Origin of the sequence: Endozoicomonas sp. GU-1 (genome assembly GCF_027366395.1) — a bacterium.
In the GTDB taxonomy this organism is placed as follows: Bacteria; Pseudomonadota; Gammaproteobacteria; order Pseudomonadales; family Endozoicomonadaceae; genus Endozoicomonas.
The window spans coordinates 4999270-5019844 of the sequence record NZ_CP114771.1; the positions used below are offsets into that span (position 1 = coordinate 4999270).

Here is a 20575-nt window from a genome sequence, read left to right on the forward strand (position 1 = left end):
CTCAAAGTCGTCTATAACTACAGTACCTGATTAGTTTAAGAAGGAGGATAATTATGTATCCATCCGACCTGACCGATGACGAGTGGGCAACCCTCAAGCCTCTATTCACTGGCCCTGGCTGTGATACTCCAAAAATGAGCGACCACGTGACTGGAGTATCCTCTGAGTATTATGAAACACCTTAAAGGCGATCAGGAGGTTTCTGGTGGGTTTGTCTTGTGAATAAAGGGCTATAATTAGCCCTTTAGATTTTTTGAAACGATATTAAATCGACAGGAGGTTCGTTAAACAACAGACCCCAACTGGAAGATTGGCAGATACATTGCCACAATCAGGCCACCGACCAGTACACCCAGCACCGACATGATGATGGGTTCCATAAGGCTGGTCATGCCATCAACCATATTATCCACTTCTTCTTCATAGAACGTGGCGACTTTATCAAGCATCTCATCCAGAGAGCCTGATTCCTCACCGATAGAGACCATTTGTATCGCCATAGGCGGGAATATCCCGGTGCTTTTCATGGCAAACTGTAGCTGCTGACCGGTGGATACATCTTCTTTAATTTTTCTAGCGGCATTGGCATAAACGACATTGCCAGCAGCACCGGCGACCGAGTCGAGCGCATCGACCAGGGGAACCCCGGCGGCAAAGGTGGTTGACAGGGTTCGGCCAAAACGGGCAACGGCGGATTTATCCAGAATTTCACCAATAATCGGCAGCTTCAGCATCAGGCGATCCAGACCATCTCTGGCTGCCTTGGATGACTTCAGTGTCCGTGATATCAGGAAGCCGCCAGCGACCAAAGCGCCTAGGACGATATGCCAATATTCCTGGACAACCTCTGATATGTTGATGACAACCTGGGTAAAGGCGGGTAGCTCAGCACCGAAGCCCTGAAAAACCTCTTCAAATTGAGGGACCACCTTCACCAGCAGGATGACGGTAACGATCATCGCAATAAGCACTACGGCAATTGGATAGTTCATCGCTTTCTTGATTTTTGCCTTGAGTGCTTCGGTTTTTTCTTTATAGGTAGCGATTCGATCCAGCAATGTCTCCAGTGCTCCGGACTGTTCACCAGAGGCGACGAGATTGCAGTACAGGTCGTCAAAATAATCCGGGTGTTGTCTGAGGGAGTCGGCAAAAGTGCTGCCTGAGGCTACTTCATTCTTGATCTTGCCAACCAGATTTCTCATGGCCTCTTTCTCGATACCGCCGGAGGTAATGTCAAAGGCCTGAAGCAGTGGTACCCCTGCCTTCATCATGGTTGCCATCTGGCGGGTGAACAGGGCTATGTCCATGGGCTTGACTTTGCCCCCACCGCCAAGGCTCAGGGAGAGGCTTTTTTTAGAGACTTTGGTCGCCAGGATGCCCTGTTTTCTAAGCTCAGCCTTGACCAGCGCAGCACTGGCACTTTGCATTTCCCCTTTGATCTTTTTGCCGGCTTTATCTTTGCCCTGCCAGACAAAGGTGGCTGTTTTGGTTGGTTTTGCGGCCATTGTATGCGCGATCCATAGCTGTTCTTCTTGATGAGCAGATTATAAGTTTACTTTCGCCCAGTTTATATCAGGGCGTTCATAAAAACAGATAATCCTCTGAAATTGAGAACTGATTACTGTTTGTTTCGGTCAAATACAGTGGGTCATTAGGGCCTGCTGAGGTTTCACTGCACGTTCAGCGGGATGTGCAGTCTGGCTTTTATAGCCGCCTTCAGGCTGCGTTGAACCGGTTTGATTAGATCTCCCCGGTCCGTCCTGCGGAAGTAGGCGAAGGAGCCAACAGGTCTGTTACCTTTGGTCAACAGAGCCTGGTCTGTCGTGTGTTTTTAATTGAAAACTTCGGTTCGTTGGAAACCGTCCACATTGATCGCTGTCAAGCTTTTACCCCAGACGCAGCCAGTGTCCAGGGCGTGGATATTATCATGACCAGTGACCCCTTCCAGCGCTGCCCAGTGACCAAAAATGATCTGCTCTCGAAAGCAGGGGCTCCCGGAAAAGCTGAACCAGGGCGCATAACCGTTTTTCGGGACAGACCCTTTGCTTTCCAGGTCCAGCACGCCATGGTCATTACAGAAACGCATCTGGGTAAAGTAGGCTGCGCTAAGCCGTAGCCTTTTCTTCAGCTTAAGCTCGTCATCCCATGGCTGGGGTTTGGTGTTTTTGAAGATCTTTTTAAGCCATTTGACATGGTCTTCAGAGCGTAGAGCCTGCTCCAGTTCCCGGGCTTGTTCGATCGCCTGGTCAATAGTCCAGATGGGGGGGATACCAGCATGCACCATGGTGATCTTTCTCTGGTCGTCGTGGTGCAGCATTGGGCGAAAGCGTAGCCACTGGAGCAGCTCATCCGCATCAGGGGCTTCCAGCACTTCAGTCAGGGTGTCTTTGCTTTTCTGCTTGCGAATGCCACAGGCCACGGCCAGAAGGTGCAGATCGTGATTCCCGAGAACGGCGATACAGCTATTGCCAAGACTTTTCAGGTAGCGCAGTGTTGCCAGAGATTCCGGGCCACGATTGACCATATCACCAGCAACCCAGAGGATATCGTGGTCAGGGTCAAACTTGAGTTTATCCAACAGTTGTCGCAGAGGGTCATAGCAACCCTGGATGTCCCCGACTGCATAAGTGGTCATTGGCTGTTCCCGGGCTGTTAATGTTGTCTATCAGTCAAGTAGTCGGCTATTCGAACAAAATCGGCAAGGGTCAGTACTTCTGGCCGGGCGGCAGGATCAATGGCCAGTGTTTCAAGCTCTTCTGCCTTGAGATGCTGCTTGAGTGTATTACGGATGGTTTTACGCCGCTGGCTGAAAGCATCCCGAACAACCTGTTCCAGTTTCAGAATATCTTTACAGGGATGAGGTAGCTCATGATACGGGGTCATTCGCACGATGGCTGAGTCGACTTTGGGCGCAGGCTTGAATGCTCCTGGCCCTACCGTAAACAGATAATCAACCTTGCAGTAATACTGCGCCATGATACCCAGGCGGCCATAGTGTTTTTCCCCCGGTGCGGCGGCCAGGCGCTGAACCACTTCTTTTTGCAGCATGAAGTGCATATCCTGAATCATGCTTGCAAAGCTTAACAGTTGAAAGATTAGCGGGGTTGAAATGTTATAGGGCAGGTTGCCAATGATGCGCAGTGGTCGGTCATCGGTTTTCAGACTGGCAAAATCAAACTTCAGCGCATCGGCTTCGTGAATATGAAAGTTCGGGTTCAGGCCAAAGCGCAGGAGCAGGGTGGGAATCAGGTCCCTGTCCAGCTCTACCACGTCCAGTCCACCGGCACGCTCAAGCACGTCGGCGGTCAGGGCTCCCTGGCCAGGACCAATCTCAACCAGATGCTCGCCCTGTTTCGGGTTGATTGACGCAACGATCTCACCGATAACGCCATGATCGTGAAGAAAGTTTTGGCCGAAACGTTTGCGGGCCTTATGGTAAGGAACGTCTGTCTGGGGCATGAGGAGTATTGCTCATCTGGGAAGAAACAGTCGATGACCATCAGCCATGAAAAATAGATTGCATGGATGTCGGTCAAACTGGCAATAATAACGCCCGACTGCTGTTTTCGCGAGACTTTCCGACAATAGTCTCACCGGCAGCCAGCAGTTCCCCGAAGAATGCCTCATCCCAACGGCGAAATTCGAGATGGTTGCCATGCTCACTTCAGATCATCAAGTAATCCTCAGGGAACTCGCATCATACAGAACCTTTACTTGCCGAAGCACTATCACCAAATGTAGTACCCTTATGGAAGAAGGCGGCAGGTTATCGCTGCCGCCTGATTATCAGCTGGGAAGGAACTCCTTGCCCCAGCCAGTACCCGCAATTCCACGCTCAATCATTGATTCAATAGACTCACTGTCATAACCCATTTCAGCTAACACTTCCCTGGTTGAATGACCAAACCTTTCAGTAGGCGTGGCGGCTACGATAGTTGACTCTGTGGGTCGAATGGAATAATGGTCGATCTGTGTGATCTGGTGGCCGCTGGGATGCTCAGGATAGATCGAGAAGGCAAAGCTGCCCAGGTCGGTACCTGCTTTACCATCGGCAACACGGCTGTATTGCTCTCTGAGATGTTCAATAGCCTGTGGCATGGCCGAAGCGACATCTACCTTGTCCAACGCGGACTTCCAGTAAACGGCTGGAGCCCTTTTAAAGGCTTCTGTCAGATAGTCTGAGAGATTGTCAGCAGTCACTATACCTCCGAGACCTTCTACCTGACCCAGTCTGCTCAGCTCGGAGTCATTGCTGTCCAGATAAATCCATCCTTCCTGTGTTTCATAGAAGTGAGAAAGCGCGTTATAACCCAGAGCCTGTCGACCTGAAGGCTCATTAAACGGAACTCTTCCCTGGTAGTCAAAGGCATAGGGAATCTGTGCCAGATTGGTTACCGCAGACAACGACGTTCTTGCCCGGGTAGGCTGACCTGTTTTCTGGCGGTGGTAGAGAGCAACCGCCATAGCCAGTCCGGCGGAGAAACCGCAGTTGACGTCCAGTGTGCCGAGGTGGGCGTGTTCTTCCGGTGTCTGTGAGCCACCAAAGCGACTCATGATGCCACTGTTGGCCTGAATGATGTCGTCATAACCAATGTAATTGGTTTTTGGACCGGGCAAAGGACCGCCCAGGCAATCCAGGCGGCAGAAGAGAACGCCCGGGTTAATGGCTTGCAGTGATTCGTGGTCCAGACCCAGAGGCTTCATCTGCCGTTCAGGCGCATTGATAACCACTATATCCACTGACTTGACCAGTTTGTTGAATACCTCTCGTCCTTCTTCAGACAGGATGTTGACCAGCGCGCTGCGTTTACCAACGCCGGTCTGGAAGGTAAACAGGGTACCAATCAGAGGATCATAAAGCGGGGTGACCGGATCCAGCTTAATCACTTCGGCACCAAAGCGTGCCATAAAGGCGGTAGAGTGTGGGCCGGCAATAACATTGGTCAGATCAAGAATTCGCAGTCCGTCCAGCCAGTGAGCAGTGGCTTTCTGCTGGCGGCGAGCGGAAAATCGGCTCTGGTCATCTTCGTCCGTGACTGTATTCAGCGCAAAGAGGGCCTCTTCATAGCTGACATTCTTGCGCGGAGCGGGAGTAACCATTTGTCCGGCAAACTCTTCCAGCCAGGCAATGGGGCCAGGTTGTTTCATCAGACCATAAACGGGGTCATTAACCTCAACGATCAGGCCTGACTGGTTGGTGTGCTCATCATTCACCCACTCCCGGGTTGTTCTGTGAGGAGCGCCTGGAATCTGTCCTTCACCGAAAATCTCTCCCCACTCCTGTGAGGTTTTGGTCATGAATACTTTCTTCATTTTGGCTGCAATGATGTCAGCCCATTTTTTCGGTAATGGATAGACGCCTATGGACGTTTCACCATCCCACTCCTTAATGGGCTGGTGCAGATCTTTAACGTCTGGCAGTCCCTCAGCCAGCAGCTCGTCATAAATACCCAGAGCCTCCAGGCAGCGACGGGCATGATTACGGTGGGATGGGCATACGCAGTAGAACATACGGCCATCGGCGCATTGATAGGTTCGGTAGAAGGGGTCCAGGTACTCCTGAAGCGCATCATAGCTGAGATCCATGGGAATGTTGTTGCTCTTGCGATGCTCGATCTCATGCTCACGCATGGTTTTGTAGCGCTCTGGCAATCCTTCGACAACGTAAGAATTATAGGAGAGGCCTTCCATCATTGCGGCAACGATAGGGACTTCAATGTGATCACCTCTACCGGTTTTCTCACGTGCGGTGAGCGCCAGAACCACTGAGCTGGCTGCCAGGGATGTGGCGTAGGAAGAGGCCAGAGGCAGAGGAGAAAAGCTTGGGTTCAAGCCCATCAGGATACGGTTGAATCCCATGTCCGTGAAGGCACCAGCAGTAGCTGCAACAACGGCTTCAGTGGCTTTCCATTCCCTTCTCAACTGGTCATTACTGGCAAAGCCGGGAATCGACAATGAGATAAGGTCGGGGCGTGATTCTCTCAATTGCTGAAAATCAATGCCCAGACGTTTCATTACGTCGGGTCTGAAGCTCTCGATGACGATATCGGCTTTTTCAATCAATGACAGTGCCTGGAGCAAGCCAGACTTAGTTTTAAGATCAAGCTTCAGGCAGAGTTTGTTTCTATTCAGAACGGCATTGGCGGGATGGTCCCATTGAGGACCTTCGGGTGGATCAATATGGACAACGGTTGCGCCCAGATCGGCCAGCGCCATGGCAACAGCCGGACCGGCAATCTGCTGGCCAAAATCAACAACCCTGACACCATTCAATGGCAATTTATTCTTATTGTGCATCTGGTAATCCTGCTAATAAAGAGGCAGCGCTTTATTAAAATACGGTGCGTTCATTGCACGCGCTTATGCAAGGAAAATGTTATGAATGGATGGCCCGATCGACCAGCAAAAAAAAATACCCCTGAGACCTGATTTTTTTTATTGCTGGAAAAGGGTTTGTTATAAAAATAATTTGGTCTCAGGTGTCTATTTTATTGTTTCTCATTTTTTTTTCAGCCACAGATAATGGTGGCGTGCTCTGATATATAGATTACATTTGATGATGTCCCTGAGGATCAATACCTCAAAAAGAAGAGTTAAAAATGAATAATAAAAATAATAATACAACGCCGTATGCTGGCTTGCTTGAGGGAGCCAATCCAGTGATGGCCGTTGGTTCCGCTTTACTGGTTCTGGCATTTATTGTTTTTACCGTTGCCGATCCTGAATACGCCGATGGCATTTATACGGCGGCAAAAAACTTTATTGCTACGGATCTGGGCTGGTATTACATAGGGATAATGTCGTTTTTCCTGTTTTTTTCTGTCTGGCTGGTGTTCAGCCGCTACGGTGATATTCGCCTGGGCAGTGATGATGACAAACCGGAGTTCAGTAATTTCGCCTGGTTTTCCATGTTGTTTGGTGCTGGCATCGGAATTGGAATCCTGTTCTGGAGTATTGCCGAACCGATTTACCACTTTCAAAGCAACCCGTTCATCAGTGATGACGAGGCCATGACGGCAGAAGCGGCCCAGGTTGCCATGAGAATCTCGATTTTTCACTGGGGTTTGCATGGTTGGGGGTTGTTTTCTGTTACTGGTCTGATTCTGGCCTATTTCGCCTATCGTAAAGGGCTTCCCATCACTATCCGCTCAAGCCTCTACCCCATCTTCGGTGACAGGATTTATGGGCCTATCGGTCATGCAGCTGACTTGTTGGCCGTATTCGGAACCGTATTCGGTATAGCTACTTCGCTGGGACTGGGTGCACAACAGATGAATGCCGGGCTGGGCTATCTATTGGGCATAGAAGTGTCGACCACCAATCAAGTGATCCTGATCGCAGTGATTTCGGTTGTGGCAACTCTTCGGTACTGACCGGTTTGAACAAAGGCATTCGTATCCTTAGTGTTTTCAATATGCAGCTGACCATAGTCATTCTGGGTCTGTTCGTCATCTTTGGCCCTACTGCCTATCTGCTGGGTGCATTCTTTACCAATACCGGTGACTATCTGTTGAATGCCGTTTCCCTGGGGTTATGGGTTGATCCAGAGCCAGGCGCTCAATGGCAGGGATGGTGGACTATCTTCTACTGGGGCTGGTGGATTGCCTGGGCTCCTTTTGTCAGCATGTTCATTGCCCGTATCTCCAAGGGCCGGACCATTCGTGAGTTTGTCCTTGGTGTTCTCGTTGCACCCACGACACTGGCAGCTTTCTGGATCACTATATTTGGTAACAGTGCCTTCTATCTGGAACTTTACGGTGACGGCGGTGTTACAGAGGCTGTGAACAAGGATATCACTACTGCTCTGTTTACCACAGTGAAGCTGCTGATTGAGAGTGAGTTGATGTCCGTGCTGATGGCGGGCATCTGCACCATTCTGCTGGTGACTTATTTTGTTACCTCCGGGGACTCGGCGACCCTGGTGATCTGTACCCTGGTGTCCATGGGGAGTGATAATCCGCCTGCCCGGTACAGAGTGTTCTGGGGACTGGTGATTGGTGCCTCGGCAGCCGTTTTGCTGTATGCCGGTGGTCTTAAGGCTCTGCAAACAGCTTCTATTGTTGCGGCCCTGCCATTCTCGATCATTCTGTTTCTTGCCACCTATGGCCTTATCAAGGCCCTGCGCGAGGAGGCTTTACCAGGTGAAGAGGCTTACAAGGTGTCCATGGCAAGAGATGGACGTTCCTGATAGATATTGGCTGTGCGCAAGAGGTACACAGCCATTTCAGTAGATTGCACGAGGTTTGTTATGTCTACGCGAGTGATTTTGCCCCGCATCATGCAGGTGGGGGCGGGGGCCAGCCTGGCTCTTCCTGATGTTCTGACTAGTCTGAGCTGTGCGAAGCCTCTCATTATTACTGATGCCATGATGGTTCAGCTAGGTTATGTCCAGGCACTGCAGGACTGTCTGACAAAAAACGACATTGATTCCAGTGTTTTTGCAGATACCGTTCCGGAACCCACCGTCGGCTCCATTCAGGCGGGTGTTGAAATGGCCAGGCAGGGAAGCTACGACTGTGTTGTTGCTCTCGGTGGAGGCAGCCCTATCGACAGTGCAAAGGCAATAGCTGTTCTCTCATGCCATGGTGGTGAAATGCGGGATTATAAGTTCCCAAGGATTATGGATCAGCCCGGACTGCCGGTGATTGCTATACCCACTACGGCCGGTACGGGTTCTGAGGCCACTCGAGTCACCATTATCACAGATGAGTCCTGTGACGAAAAAATGCTCTGTGTCGGGGCTGCTTATATGCCGTCAGCAGCACTGGTGGACTATAACCTGACATTGAGTGTGCCTCCCCGTACGACAGCAGACACAGGTATTGATGCACTGACCCATGCCATGGAGGCATATGTCAGTAAAAAAGCCAGCTTGTACAGTGACAGCCAGGCTCTGGAAGCCATGCGCCTGATTGCACCGAATCTGCGTACCGCCTATCACAATGGCAAGGATGAAAAAGCCCGTGAAGCCATGATGCTGGGCTCAACCCTCGCGGGTGTCGCCTTTTCCAATGCCTCGGTAGCTCTGGTCCATGGTATGAGCAGACCTATTGGAGCTTTTTTCCATGTTCCCCATGGCTTGTCTAATGCCATGCTGTTGCCGGCTGTTACTGAGTATTCAATTCCCGCTGCGCCTGATCGTTATGCCGACTGTGCGCGGGCTATGGGTGTTGCCGAACAGGGAGACAGTGATGAAGTGGCAAACCATAAGCTGCTGACCGAACTGAAAGCTCTGAATGATGAGCTTTCAGTTCCGGGTCCACAGGAATTTGGCATTGATAAAGTTGCATTTTTTGAAGTGCTGGACACCATGGCATTGCAGGCTCTGGCATCCGGGTCACCTGCTAATAATCCCAGGGTGCCTGATGCAGAAGAGATTAAAGCCATTTACCAGCAGCTCTGGGACTAATTCAACACAAGTCAGTCAAAGAGTTAAGAAAAACATTTCTAACAAAACCATAGAGTGAATCATGAACACAATTGGCCATCTGATCAATGGTAGAGCAGTCAATGATGATATACGTCATCAGGCGGTTTATAACCCGGCAACCGGTCAGGCTGAAAAGCAGGTTGCTTTGGCTTCCAAAGCTACAGTAGAGGAAGCTGTTGCTGCTGCAGAAGCAGCTTTTCCTTCCTGGAGAAACACGCCTGCCATCAAGCGTGCCCGGATCATGTTCCGGTTCAAGGAGCTGCTTGAGCAGAATGCTGAGCGTATCTGCGAATTGATTGGCCAGGAGCATGGCAAGATTTCCCACGATGCCATGGGGGAGCTGCAGCGTGGTATTGAAAACGTTGAATATGCCTGCGGTGCGCCAGAGCTGTTAAAGGGAGAACACAGCAGTAATGCCGGACCAGGCATTGATTCCTGGAGCGAGTTCCAGCCTCTGGGGGTTGTTGCCGGGATCACTCCCTTTAACTTCCCGGTCATGGTGCCACTGTGGATGTACCCGATGGCCATTGTCTGTGGCAATACCTTTGTTCTGAAGCCTTCCGAGCGGGTGCCAGGTTCAACGCTGTTCGTGGCTCAACTGCTGCACGAAGCCGGTCTGCCAGCAGGTGTCATGAATGTTGTCAATGGTGACAAGGAAGCTGTGGATGCTCTACTCCATGATAAAAGAGTCGAGGCTATCAGCTTTGTTGGATCTACCCCCATCGCTGAGTATATCTACACGACAGCGACAGCTAATGGCAAAAGATGCCAGGCATTGGGTGGTGCCAAGAACCACGCGATCGTAATGCCTGATGCCGATATGGATAATGCTGTTAATCAGCTGTTGGGCGCAGCTTTTGGTTCCTCCGGCGAGCGTTGTATGGCATTGTCTGTAGCCGTTGCCGTGGGTGATGCAGCGGCCGACCAGTTGGTAGACAAGCTGAAAGAAGCCATGCAGTCCCTGAAAGTGGGTGCTTACAGCGACAGCTCCAATAATTTTGGACCGGTCATTACCCGACAGCACCAGGAAAAAGTGATCGGTTTTATTGACAGTGCCGAAGAGCAGGGAGCCGAGATCGTGGTTGATGGTCGCCAGCCCGAGGTCGCCGGTTATCAGGAAGGTTACTTTGTCGGTGGTACCCTTATTGACAGGGTAACGCCAGAAATGACCAGCTATCAGAACGAAATCTTTGGCCCCGTTCTGCAGGTGGTCCGAGTCAACAGTATGCAGGAAGCCATGGACCTGATTGATCGTCATGAATACGGTAATGGTACCTGCATCTTTACCCGGGATGGGGAAGCCGCTCGCTATTTCTCCGCACACATCAGGGTAGGAATGGTTGGCATCAATGTGCCTTTGCCAGTGCCTGTGGCTTATCATAGCTTTGGTGGCTGGAAGCGCTCACTGTTTGGTGATCTCCATGCTTATGGTCCGGATGCGGTTCGTTTTTATACACGTCGCAAGACCATTACTCAGCGCTGGCCTTCTGCGGGCGTCCGGGAAAATGTCCAGTTTTCCATGCCCACCATGAAGTAAGCGGAGCCCAGGTAATAGCCCTGGAAACAGTTTGATTGTCGTTTTGTTACAAAAAATGAACAGTCTTTCGGTTGTCTGGGGTTAATACTGCATGGTCTGGCCATGTAGTGATTATTATAATGAAAAAGCGACTACCTCCTCTGAACTGGCTGCGCTCCTTTGAGGCATCTGCCCGCCTGCTCAGCTTTACCCATGCAGCCAATGAATTGAATCTTACCCAGGCTGCGGTCAGCCAACAGGTTAAAGGTCTTGAGTCTCAGCTTGGAGTAGCCCTGTTCAAGAGGCTTCCCCGTGGGCTGGAAATGACGGAAGCCGGCATGGCTTATCTTCCTGCTGTTCATGAAGCAGTCAGCTCGCTGGCTGTGGCGACGGAAGAGCTGTTTGGTCAGGGCAGGGACAGATTGTTAACTGTCAGGGTGAATCTGGTATTCTTCACGACCTGGCTGACTCCCAGAATGGGCCGTTTCAGGGAAGAGTTTCCTGAGATCGGCATACGTTTTACCAGTAATATCTGGGCAGAGGACAAGGACAGGGAAGCAGACCTTGAAATACGTTATGGCCGGGGTGACTGGCCAGATCTGAAGGCTGATTGTCTCACTGAGGACGAGCTCTTCCCCGTCTGCAGTCCAGAGCTGGCCAATGGTCTGCCACTGCCCGAGTGTCCCGAACAGCTATCAGAACATACCCTGTTGCATGTTATTGGCTATGAAGAAGGCTGGGGGTACTGGTTCAATCAGCTGGATTGTGAATTCCGCGAAAACTCTCCAGGCCTGCAGTTTGATACCCTGATTACAGCACTGGAAATGGCGAAGTATGGTCAGGGTTTTGCGCTGGGCCGGACATCCCTTGTCGCAGGAATGTTGACCAGTGGTGAGCTGGTGGCACCATTGCCGCAAAGAGTCAGGGCTTCTGAGGGATTCTATCTTACTTCTCCTGCCCGTCAGTACTTGCATCCCAAGGCGAAAGTATTCAGAAGCTGGATTCTGGAAGAGAGCCGGAAAAGCAAAGCCTCGTCATCAAAAAGTCAGCTTAGTGAAGATATAAAAGTAGCGGATATTGCATACTGATTGATACAGGAAACTTATTTTATTAAAGGACTAATCCTTCGGCGTATAAGTAGTTAACCAAAATGAAATCATATATTTCTGACTAAGTTGTCAGTCACTCTGCGGCGTTGCAACTCCGGTCACATAGCTACGGCTATGCTCCCTGCGTTGCGCCTTGCATAGCAACTGCCCACTTAGCCAGAAATATACGATTCCATTTGGCCAACTACTTAGACCCCACACTGATTTCTCAGAATCAATGGGGAGGATGTCAATCAGGGAAGGAAAGCATCTCCAGTGCCGTTTCGATGGCGGTGTATAAACTGCCTGAGTCAATGTTCCCGGTGGCCGCAAGATCCAGGGCGGTGCCATGATCCACCGAGGTGCGGACAATCGGCAGCCCCAGGGTGATATTGACGGCCTGCCCAAAGCCTTTGTATTTGAGCACCGGTAACCCCTGGTCATGGTACATGGCCAGTACGGCATCAGCCTGTTGCAGCAGTTTTGGGTTAAACAGGGTGTCTGCGGGTAAGGGGCCGGTCAGGTTCATTCCCTGAGCCCGGCAATGGTTCAGAACGGGTATAATGGTTTCAATCTCTTCCATTCCCAGGTGGCCACCCTCGCCGGCATGGGGGTTCATTCCACAGACAAGAATATGAGGCGTGCGGATCGCAAACTTATCCTGTAACTCCCGATGAAGAATGTGAATAACCTGAGTCAGGGAGTCACGGGTAATCGCTGCAGAAACCTCGGAAAGGGGGAGGTGGGTGGTGGCCAGGGCGACTCTTAAGCCCTCTGTTGCCAGCATCATCACAACTTTTCCGGTGTGGGTCTGTTCAGCAAGAAACTCTGTGTGGCCACTGAAGGGAATGCCGGCGTTATTGATCACTTCTTTATGAACAGGGCCGGTCACCATTCCATCAAAAAGGCCGTTCACGCATCCATCCAGGGCTAACTTCAGGGTATCGAGAACATATTGACCGTTAGCGGGGTTAACGGCACCCGCTGTTGCCGGGGTAGCCATGGAGACCGGGGCAACCACCAGGGTGTTTGCCCGGGAAGGTTCTCTGATATCCGGGCTAAAGAGTTGCAGGTCAACGGATAGGCCCAGCTGTATTGCCCGTTGTGCCAATAACTCCGGATCGGCTGCAATCACCAGTTGCACCGGTTTGGAAAACTCGTGGCCCTGGGTTGCCAGCATCAGGCAAAGGTCGGGACCGATGCCTGCAGGCTCCCCGGCGGTAACTACCAGCCGGGGAATGGGTTGGGGGGTGTAACCGGTCATATCAGAGCTGGATCTCAACGTAGGCCTGATCACGGATTTCCCGCAGCCAGACTTGCAGTTCTTCTTCAAACTTGCGATTACTGAGCAGTTCTCTTACCTGGTTGCGGCGAACCTGGGTGCTGATGTCAGACTGCCGTTTGCCCAGCACTTCGAGAATATGCCAGCCGTAGGTGGTGCGAAATGGCTCGCTGACTACTTTTTCCGGAATGATGTTCATCACGGTCTGGAATTCCGGAACCAGTGTTTCTGGAGAGATCCATCCCATATCACCGCCATTGAGCGCGGAAGCGGTATCGTCAGAATACGCTTTGGCAAGCTCGCTGAACGCTTCCCCCGCCTGAACCCGCTGATACAGTTTCTTCGCCTGCATCTGGGACTCAAGGTTACTGCGAATTTCATTGGGCTTGATCAGGATATGGCGCACATGAACCTGACTCTGGACCACTTTTGCATTCCCCCTGGTATCCATAAGTTTGATGATATGGAAACCGGCAGGGCTGCGAATAGCGTCGGAGGTCTGCCCCGGGGTCATGTTAATGGCCTGTTCCGCAAAAAGCGTGGGGAGCTGGTCGGCTTTTCGCCAGCCGAGGTCGCCTCCTTCCAGGGCATTCTGCCCACTGGAGTTGGCAATGGCCAGGGCCTGAAAGTCTGCTCCCTGGCGCAGTTGTCCGGACAGGTCATCAGCAAGGCGCTCTGCACTCTGGACCTGGTCGGGTGTGGCATTGTCGGGAGTGGCAATCAGAATATGACCCAGACGATATTCCGTCTGCACTTGTGCCAGCCCTTCAGGAGAGCTCAGGAAGTTATCAATTTCCTGTTCGCTGACCTGGACCCGCTGGGCAACCTGGCGCTGACGAACACGGTTAAGAATCATTTCCCGGCGAATTTCTTCACGGGCCTGGCTGAACGACAGGCCATCCGCTTCCAGGTTTTGCCGGAACGCTTCCAGGGTCATCTGGTTGCGCTGGGCGATTCGGGCAATGGCGTCATTAAGAGCCCAGTCATCAATGCGGATGCCGCCGCGCTTGCCCATCTGGATCTGAATGTTTTCCAGTATCAGCTGTTCCAGTACCTGGTTTTTCAGCACATCTTCCGGTGGCAGGTTGATATTTCTGGATGCCAGCTGGCGATGCACCGCCTCAATACGGGCATCCAGCTCACTTTGCATGATCACGTCCTGATCAATTTTGGCAACGATTCGATCCAGTGGCAGCTGGTTTCGGATGGTGCCTTTCTGCGGGGTTTGCGCTGCATCATTTGACTGTGCGTAAACGCCACCGCTGCTGAAAGACAGCAGGCACAGGGTAGCCAGTGCCATGCTTTTTAATCCCTTCATCATTTACTTCTCATCCCCTGCGTAACCTTTAATACCTTTGATGTACTGTTTTGTGGTGCCACCGGTCAGATCCCCAAGTCCTCTCAGGACAAACTGGAGAAATATGCCGTTTTTGCTGTCAGGGTGATCAATGTTGTCATCATCCTCGACCCACTTGCGCCACAGTACACGTACCTGATAACAGCAACTGTTATATTCGACTCCGGATAATATCTCAAGGTTCCGCTTGTTGGTTAAATCGTACTGCCAGCGGCCCATGGCTGACCAGTTGTTGGTCACAGGCCATGCGATAGAGAGGTCGGTCTGGCTCAGGTTGTTGTCGGTGGTCAGACCGGTATTTTGATCCAGCTCGTTTTTAACAAAACGATCAGCCTGACGCAGGAAACGATAGCCAGCGTTCATGACACGGCGATCACCCGGCTGGTACTGGTAGTAAAGACCGTAGCTATCCAGTTTGTTGTTACTGGTATCCCACATCAGATCCTGACGGATGTTCATGCTGCGATTAATGTTATAGACCAGTTCCGATGCCAGTGGTGACACTGAATCCTGCATTTCTTCCAGCAGACGCCTTGTCTCATCGCCCGGGTCGGTATCCAGGTCCTGGTCAATAACACCCTGGTCAATACCGGCAATAGGGCTGATCCACAGTTGACGATCTTCAAAATAGATGATCTGGCCAATGCCAAAGCGCACCCGCTCAAAGCCATCACCTTCTATCAGCCGGGTTGTCAGGCCCAGGGAGAGCTGGTTGGCATCACCTAACCGGTCGTGGCCTGAGAAGCGGCTGTCGCGCCAGAGTGAGTTGTAGTTGAAGTTCATCAGTGCGGTATCAAACACCGGGTTCATCTCCTGCCCCTCTTTATAAGGGGAGTAGAGATACTTCATCCTGGGCTCAAGAGTGTGGGTGAATTCGGTACCACCGATATTGGTGAATCGGTCAAAGTAAAAGCCGCTGTCAATGCTGAATGTGGGCACTGTTGTCTTGGGTGACTCGGTGTAGTCAGCAGCGGTGAAGTTGCCGTAGGCCCTATTCAGGTCAGTCTCTACCTCAGTTGCACTCAGGTCCGTCAGCCGGTATTCAACATGTTGCACTTTCACCGCCGGGCGGATAAATGCATAGCTCCAGTCAAAAGAGTAACCTGCCCCGGTTTCCAGGTAGAGCCGTTCACCATTGGCGCTTTTAATACCGTAACCTTCGTCGTATACGCTCTCGAAGTATTCGTTATCCGATGTTGTTTTCGATTCTTCCTTAACATAATGCCAATTATCATCACGGGAGAACTTCGTGTAGTCGGCCACATAATTCAGGTTAAGGCGGCTACTGGCCAGCCAGTTACCAGACAGTTTGATCTGTGGCAGTTTGTTATAAGGGTCATCTGCCGTCTGGTTCATATTCTGGTATTGGTGAGCATCCACACTAAACTGCCAGCTGTGGTTGGTATCCCCTCCCAGGTAGCGGGTACCTATCCGCTGGTTCAGCGGTGCATTGGCAGACAGGTTAAGGCTGGTGCTGAAATCATCCAGATAGTTTTTATCACTGGCTTTGGCGTAGTCGACTTCTGCCGTCCAGCGGCTGGTCAGGTTGGTCTGCTGACGATAGTTGAGCAACCAGCGTTGGTCATTGTAATAAGGGTTCTCTTTTTTCAGCTGATCTTTGTCCAGCAATCCGGAAAGCCCCAGTTCACCCCGGGTGTTACCCACTAGATAGCGGAATTCGTTCTCCAGCATTAATCCCCGTTTGCTCATATATCTGGGCGTCAGGGTGGCATCATAGTTGGGTGCAATATTCAGGTAATAAGGGATGGCAAAGTCCAAACCGTTATCACTGCTTTGGGATAACGTAGGGTAAAGGAAACCGGACTTTCTGCGGTCATCAATTGGGAAAGACAAATATGGCGTGTAGAGGATTGGCAGCCCTTGCACACGAACGACGGCATTTTTGGCCAGACCCTGACCACTACCCATATCAAGGGTTACCTGTTGACCGGACAGCTGCCAGCCTTTGTCACCCGGAGGGCAGGTGGTGTAGGTGGCGTCAGACAACTCAAGTGTAGTGTCTTCATTGCGGACGATGCGTTTAGCGCTGCCTCGGGCTTTCTGCTCATGCATCACATAAGCGGTGTTCTCAAGGGTTGCACGGCCACTGTCGAGTTGTAGATCACCTTTGTCACCGACCAGCAGGACGCCACTGTCCCGAAAGCGAACGTTGCCTTCGAACTGGCCATGGTTCCGGCTTTTGTCCAGCGTGGCGTGGTCACTTTCAAACTGCCGGCTGCCCTGACGGACCGTAACATCACCCTTGAAGGTTGCAACTGAGTCTTTGTCATAACTGGATTCATTGGACTCGGCGACAATGGGTGCATTATTGCTATCCCCGCTATAGTCCTTGCCAGGTCTGGGCGGCTCGATATAAGCGCCGCAGCTATAGAAAGGCTCAGTTGATCTTCTCTGTGCCGAGAGGTCCCGGATAGGTTGCCAGTCCAGTTGTTGTTTGAGGGCGGCGTTTTGACCGTTGGTGGCAGGCTTTATTGGCGTCGTCGATTTTTTCGGGTTTCTGACCTGCTGTTTGGCCCCGGGCTTCGGTTGCGCCGGTTTGGATTTGCCGGTGGCAGGATGACAACTCCAATGACCATTAGCCAGTGTCTGGCAGTGCCATTCGCTCTGTTGAGCACCCGAGGGTTCAGCGGCAATGACTCTGGCTGCTGGTTGGCTGGCAATAATGCTGGTTGCAATGACCAGTGTCAGTGCTTTTGGGGTAAAGGGTAATAGGTGCATATCCATAAGCTCAGCAATCCTGGGGCAACATTCTTACTGCATTTGAGTCGCAATATTCTATATGCATTTGCACAGGAAATGCAGTGTTAAATCCATTGGGAACTTTGGACACGAGAGCCTGAAATGTCAAATAGCCACAGGCTTTTCATTTTCTCCCGGGCTGGGAACCTTATGTCAATAGAGCCTAAGCGCCAATAGGCCAGAATAGCTCTCTGTGATAGTCTTGGGTATTGATCTGACATTGCTAATGGGAAGCAAAAGCGTTGGCCACAACAATTTCAGAGCTTCAGAACGTTTCTGAAGCATCTTGCCGTCGGGAACAACTGGCCCAATGGGTTGTCTCAGTGTTATCTGGCGGACAAAGCCCTGCCTTTGATCATGGGAATCTTGATGCAGGTGCTTCAATGCCTTTACAGGCCATTGGCAGTGACGCCGGTTTTCGAAAATATTATCGGGTTAAAACCCCTCGGCGGATGCTGGTTGCCGTAGATGCTCCTCCGGCAACGGAAGATACCCGCACCTTTGTTGACATAGCCACTCACTGGCGGGCAGGCGGGGTTCACGTTCCTGAGGTGTTTGCGGTTGATTATGAGCATGGCTTTATGCTTCAGGAGGACCTGGGGGATACGCCAATGCAGGTTTTACTGCAAGGCTCTGCCGCCGACCAGCATTATCCGCAGCTTCTGGACACCTTACTCACCGTGCAGCAACAGTCACCTGATAACCTGCCTCCCTACGATGAAAAGCTGATTCGCCTTGAGCTGTCTCTTTATCCCCAGTGGTTTCTTGGGGCACTTATGGGATTTGATGCTGAAGATCCTCACATTGTGCAGCCGCTGACGGGGCTGTTCTCCTCGTTGGTAACAACGTTTCTTGAGCAGCCAAAGGGGACGGTTCATCGTGATTACCATTCCCGAAACCTGATGCTGGCACCGGATGGCACTGTCGGGGTTATTGATTTTCAGGGAGCGCTGCATGGGCCATTGCTTTATGACGTCGTCTCTTTATTGAGGGACTGCTACATAGCCTGGCCGGAAGAAAAGATAGATCGCTGGTTTTCCTCCTTTATTGCCCATCATCCGGTGCTGGCAGATTATGACCGGGAACAGCTGAAAATCTGGTTTGACCTCACGGGTTTACAGCGTCATCTGAAATGTCTGGGGATCTTTTCCAGGTTATGGCTGCGTGATGGCAAACCCGGCTACCTTAACGATATTCCAAGAACTCTGGGGTATGTGATGTCCATCTGCCAGCGATACCCTCAATTCAAAGCCCATGCCGAGTGGCTGCAAAAGGGCGTTGAACCTTTGGTTAAAGGGCGGCTCAAACAGGTAATGGAGGAAGCTGGTGTATGAAGGCCATGATACTTGCTGCTGGTTATGGCAAAAGACTCAGACCCATTACCCTGTCCATTCCCAAACCGCTGGTACCAGTGGCAGGAAAACCCCTGATTACCTATCATATCGAGCGGCTGGCGCAGGCTGGTTTCAGAGAACTGGTCATTAATCATGGTTGGTTGGGTGAAAAGATTGAGGAGGCACTTGGCTCAGGTTCCGGCTGGGGGGTAACTATTCAGTATTCCCCGGAAGGCGAGCCTCTGGAAACCGGCGGTGGGATTTGTCGAGCCCTGCCGCTGCTGGCTCAAGGTCAGGCGGGTGAAAGTGATGCTCCGTTTGTGGTGATGAATGGGGATGTTTATACAGATATCTGTCTGAAAAATCTGCACCTCCCGCAAGGCATGCTGGCGCATCTGGTGATGGTCGATAATCCGGACTTCCATCCGGCAGGGGATTTTTGTCTCGACGATGGGATGCTTTTTGAGAAAGCAGCAATGCCGGAAAAAGCCGGACTGACATTCAGTGGCGTCAGCATACTATCCCCGCGATTGTTTGACGGCTGTCAGCGTGGCACAGCCTTTGCCCTGGCTCCGTTATTGATTGAGGCCATGCAACAGGGCCGGGTCAGTGGCCAGTACCACCATGGTTTCTGGACGGATGTGGGTTCTGTTGAACGGCTTCAGGGACTGGAAGGCTATCTTCAAAAACAGCAGCAGGACCGGCCGCAAAGCCAAAACAATCTTCAAGATCAGAGCAGGACTTCATGACCGCAATAGTAATTGGCGCGTTGGTTGGATTCATGACCGGTGGACCCTTTGGCGCTATTTTGGGCGCATTTGTGGGTTCCTGGATTAACCGGACCTATTTAGGTGGGCAGGGAGCTGCTGGCTTCGGGGCTTCTGCCGCTTATCGTCAAAAAGCCCAGACCGCCTTTTTCAGGGCAACGTTTCTGGTGATGGGCCGTGTGGCAAAAGCGGACGGCCGGGTAAGTGAGTACGAAATAGAAACAGCACGAGCCATTATGGATAACATGCGCCTCTCAGAAGAGCAGCGCAGGATGGCAATAGAGCTGTTTAATGAGGGCAAGAAGCCGTCTTCCGATATTGAGGGTGCGCTTCGGTCATTTCGTGAGGTGGCCGGTGCCAGCACACTGATTCCCATGTTTCTGGAGATTCAGCTGTCGGCAGCCTATGCCGACGGTGGGCTGAGCCCTTCAGAAAAAGCGGTATTCAAGCAGGTTTGCAGTATTCTGGGTGTGGGCAACTTTGCTTTTGAGCAGATTCACAAACGGTTTACTGCCCAGAGAGAGTATTATCAACAAGGTGGCTATCATTCCGGAGCCGGTGGCAACCGATCATCTTCAGGAATGGATCTGAAACGGGCCTATGATGTTCTGGGCGTGTCAGACAGTGCCTCAGATGCTGAAGTCAAGAAGGCTTACCGTAAGCTGATGAGCGAACACCATCCGGATAAACTGGTGGCCAAGGGGTTGCCTGAGGAAATGATGGCGGTTGCCAAAGAAAAAACCCAGGAAATTCAGGGCGCTTATGATCAGGTTCGGGCAGCCAGGAAGGCCGCAGGATAGTTAGAATAAGCAACTGTCTTTATGAAGATTTTGGATAGTTGCACTTTTATGCAGCCTTCAGGGGAACTTTTTCAGGATTAAGTTGACTAATTGATCAACAGGCTAATTCTTTAACTTAATCATCTGGAGGCCGGGGCTGTGATTTATTCAAAACGTAAGCAGTTTATGTACTGGTATGTTCCAGCCACTACAAGGATTGACCTTGATTCCAATCGTTCTGTGATCTATTGCTTTTCAGAGT

General features: G+C 51.4%; 14 protein-coding genes and 1 pseudogene. 8 read left to right on the plus strand and 7 right to left on the minus strand.

Annotated elements, in window-relative coordinates:
- Positions 1 to 53: 53 nt before the first annotated feature.
- On the plus strand, positions 54 to 185 hold the full coding sequence (locus tag O3276_RS20890; protein ID WP_269673041.1) for a hypothetical protein: 132 nt from the start codon (positions 54 to 56) through the stop codon (positions 183 to 185).
- 99 nt (positions 186 to 284) lie between these two features.
- Here O3276_RS20890 and O3276_RS20895 read toward each other — a convergent pair whose 3' ends face one another.
- From O3276_RS20895 to O3276_RS20910, 4 genes are all read right to left on the minus strand, one after another.
- Entirely contained in the window at positions 285 to 1505 is a 1221-nt protein-coding gene (locus tag O3276_RS20895; RefSeq protein WP_269673042.1) for a type II secretion system F family protein, read from the minus strand.
- A gap of 326 nt (positions 1506 to 1831) precedes the next feature.
- Complete coding sequence (locus tag O3276_RS20900) at positions 1832 to 2635, minus strand: symmetrical bis(5'-nucleosyl)-tetraphosphatase (protein WP_269673043.1); 804 nt, start codon at positions 2633 to 2635, stop codon at positions 1832 to 1834.
- A gap of 17 nt (positions 2636 to 2652) precedes the next feature.
- Positions 2653 to 3459, minus strand: a complete 807-nt coding sequence (gene rsmA / locus O3276_RS20905) for a 16S rRNA (adenine(1518)-N(6)/adenine(1519)-N(6))-dimethyltransferase RsmA (RefSeq protein WP_269673044.1) — start codon at positions 3457 to 3459, stop codon at positions 2653 to 2655.
- Between the two features lie 327 nt (positions 3460 to 3786).
- The gene (locus O3276_RS20910) at positions 3787 to 6297 is read right to left on the minus strand and encodes a CoA transferase (protein ID WP_269673045.1); all 2511 of its coding nucleotides are present in this window, start codon (positions 6295 to 6297) and stop codon (positions 3787 to 3789) included.
- 365 nt (positions 6298 to 6662) lie between these two features.
- On the opposite strand from O3276_RS20910, the pseudogene O3276_RS20915 reads away from it, so the two are divergent.
- From O3276_RS20915 to gcvA, 4 genes and pseudogenes are all read left to right on the plus strand, one after another.
- Positions 6663 to 8188 (plus strand): annotated as a pseudogene (locus tag O3276_RS20915) (BCCT family transporter).
- Positions 8189 to 8248: 60 nt separating this feature from the next.
- Complete coding sequence (locus tag O3276_RS20920; protein ID WP_269673046.1) at positions 8249 to 9409, plus strand: iron-containing alcohol dehydrogenase; 1161 nt, start codon at positions 8249 to 8251, stop codon at positions 9407 to 9409.
- Between the two features lie 61 nt (positions 9410 to 9470).
- A complete protein-coding gene (locus O3276_RS20925; protein WP_269673047.1) occupies positions 9471 to 10967 on the plus strand; it encodes a CoA-acylating methylmalonate-semialdehyde dehydrogenase in 1497 nt (498 codons plus the stop codon).
- Between the two features lie 119 nt (positions 10968 to 11086).
- Positions 11087 to 12034: a transcriptional regulator GcvA gene (gene gcvA, locus O3276_RS20930; RefSeq protein ID WP_269673048.1), complete on the plus strand. Its 948-nt coding sequence runs from the start codon at positions 11087 to 11089 to the stop codon at positions 12032 to 12034.
- A gap of 250 nt (positions 12035 to 12284) precedes the next feature.
- Here gcvA and pdxA read toward each other — a convergent pair whose 3' ends face one another.
- The 3 genes from pdxA to O3276_RS20945 are packed head-to-tail and all read right to left on the minus strand — an operon-like array spanning position 12285 to position 17418.
- The gene (pdxA, locus tag O3276_RS20935) at positions 12285 to 13298 is read right to left on the minus strand and encodes a 4-hydroxythreonine-4-phosphate dehydrogenase PdxA (protein WP_269676029.1); all 1014 of its coding nucleotides are present in this window, start codon (positions 13296 to 13298) and stop codon (positions 12285 to 12287) included.
- A 1-nt stretch (position 13299) separates the two neighbouring features.
- Positions 13300 to 14637, minus strand: a complete 1338-nt coding sequence (locus O3276_RS20940) for a peptidylprolyl isomerase (RefSeq protein WP_269673049.1) — start codon at positions 14635 to 14637, stop codon at positions 13300 to 13302.
- Positions 14638 to 17418 (minus strand): LPS-assembly protein LptD, encoded by a 2781-nt coding sequence (locus O3276_RS20945; protein ID WP_269673050.1) that lies wholly within the window; start codon positions 17416 to 17418, stop codon positions 14638 to 14640.
- Between the two features lie 257 nt (positions 17419 to 17675).
- On the opposite strand from O3276_RS20945, the gene O3276_RS20950 reads away from it, so the two are divergent.
- The 3 genes from O3276_RS20950 to djlA are packed head-to-tail and all read left to right on the plus strand — an operon-like array spanning position 17676 to position 20334.
- Positions 17676 to 18767: an aminoglycoside phosphotransferase family protein gene (locus O3276_RS20950; protein WP_269673051.1), complete on the plus strand. Its 1092-nt coding sequence runs from the start codon at positions 17676 to 17678 to the stop codon at positions 18765 to 18767.
- Positions 18764 to 19516 carry an N-acetylmuramate alpha-1-phosphate uridylyltransferase MurU gene (gene murU / locus O3276_RS20955; protein ID WP_269673052.1) on the plus strand — a complete coding sequence of 251 codons (753 nt, stop codon included), beginning with the start codon at positions 18764 to 18766 and terminating at the stop codon, positions 19514 to 19516. The genes O3276_RS20950 and murU overlap by 4 nt, the downstream gene beginning before the upstream one ends.
- Positions 19513 to 20334, plus strand: coding sequence for a co-chaperone DjlA (djlA, locus tag O3276_RS20960; RefSeq protein ID WP_269673053.1), 822 nt, complete (start codon positions 19513 to 19515; stop codon positions 20332 to 20334). The genes murU and djlA overlap by 4 nt, the downstream gene beginning before the upstream one ends.
- Positions 20335 to 20575 lie beyond the last annotated feature (241 nt).

Excerpts from the sequence above, each read along its gene's own strand:
- rsmA (WP_269673044.1), bottom strand. The coding sequence starts at position 3,459 with ATGCCCCAGACAGACGTTCCTTACCATAAGGCCCGCAAACGTTTCGGC.
- O3276_RS20890 (WP_269673041.1), top strand. The coding sequence starts at position 54 with ATGTATCCATCCGACCTGACCGATGACGAGTGGGCAACCCTCAAGCCT.
- murU (WP_269673052.1), top strand. The coding sequence starts at position 18,764 with ATGAAGGCCATGATACTTGCTGCTGGTTATGGCAAAAGACTCAGACCC.
- gcvA (WP_269673048.1), top strand. The coding sequence starts at position 11,087 with ATGAAAAAGCGACTACCTCCTCTGAACTGGCTGCGCTCCTTTGAGGCA.
- djlA (WP_269673053.1), top strand. The coding sequence starts at position 19,513 with ATGACCGCAATAGTAATTGGCGCGTTGGTTGGATTCATGACCGGTGGA.
- O3276_RS20940 (WP_269673049.1), bottom strand. The coding sequence starts at position 14,637 with ATGATGAAGGGATTAAAAAGCATGGCACTGGCTACCCTGTGCCTGCTG.
- O3276_RS20925 (WP_269673047.1), top strand. The coding sequence starts at position 9,471 with ATGAACACAATTGGCCATCTGATCAATGGTAGAGCAGTCAATGATGAT.
- pdxA (WP_269676029.1), bottom strand. The coding sequence starts at position 13,298 with ATGACCGGTTACACCCCCCAACCCATTCCCCGGCTGGTAGTTACCGCC.
- O3276_RS20895 (WP_269673042.1), bottom strand. The coding sequence starts at position 1,505 with ATGGCCGCAAAACCAACCAAAACAGCCACCTTTGTCTGGCAGGGCAAA.
- O3276_RS20920 (WP_269673046.1), top strand. The coding sequence starts at position 8,249 with ATGTCTACGCGAGTGATTTTGCCCCGCATCATGCAGGTGGGGGCGGGG.
- O3276_RS20910 (WP_269673045.1), bottom strand. The coding sequence starts at position 6,297 with ATGCACAATAAGAATAAATTGCCATTGAATGGTGTCAGGGTTGTTGAT.
- O3276_RS20945 (WP_269673050.1), bottom strand. The coding sequence starts at position 17,418 with ATGGATATGCACCTATTACCCTTTACCCCAAAAGCACTGACACTGGTC.
- O3276_RS20900 (WP_269673043.1), bottom strand. The coding sequence starts at position 2,635 with ATGACCACTTATGCAGTCGGGGACATCCAGGGTTGCTATGACCCTCTG.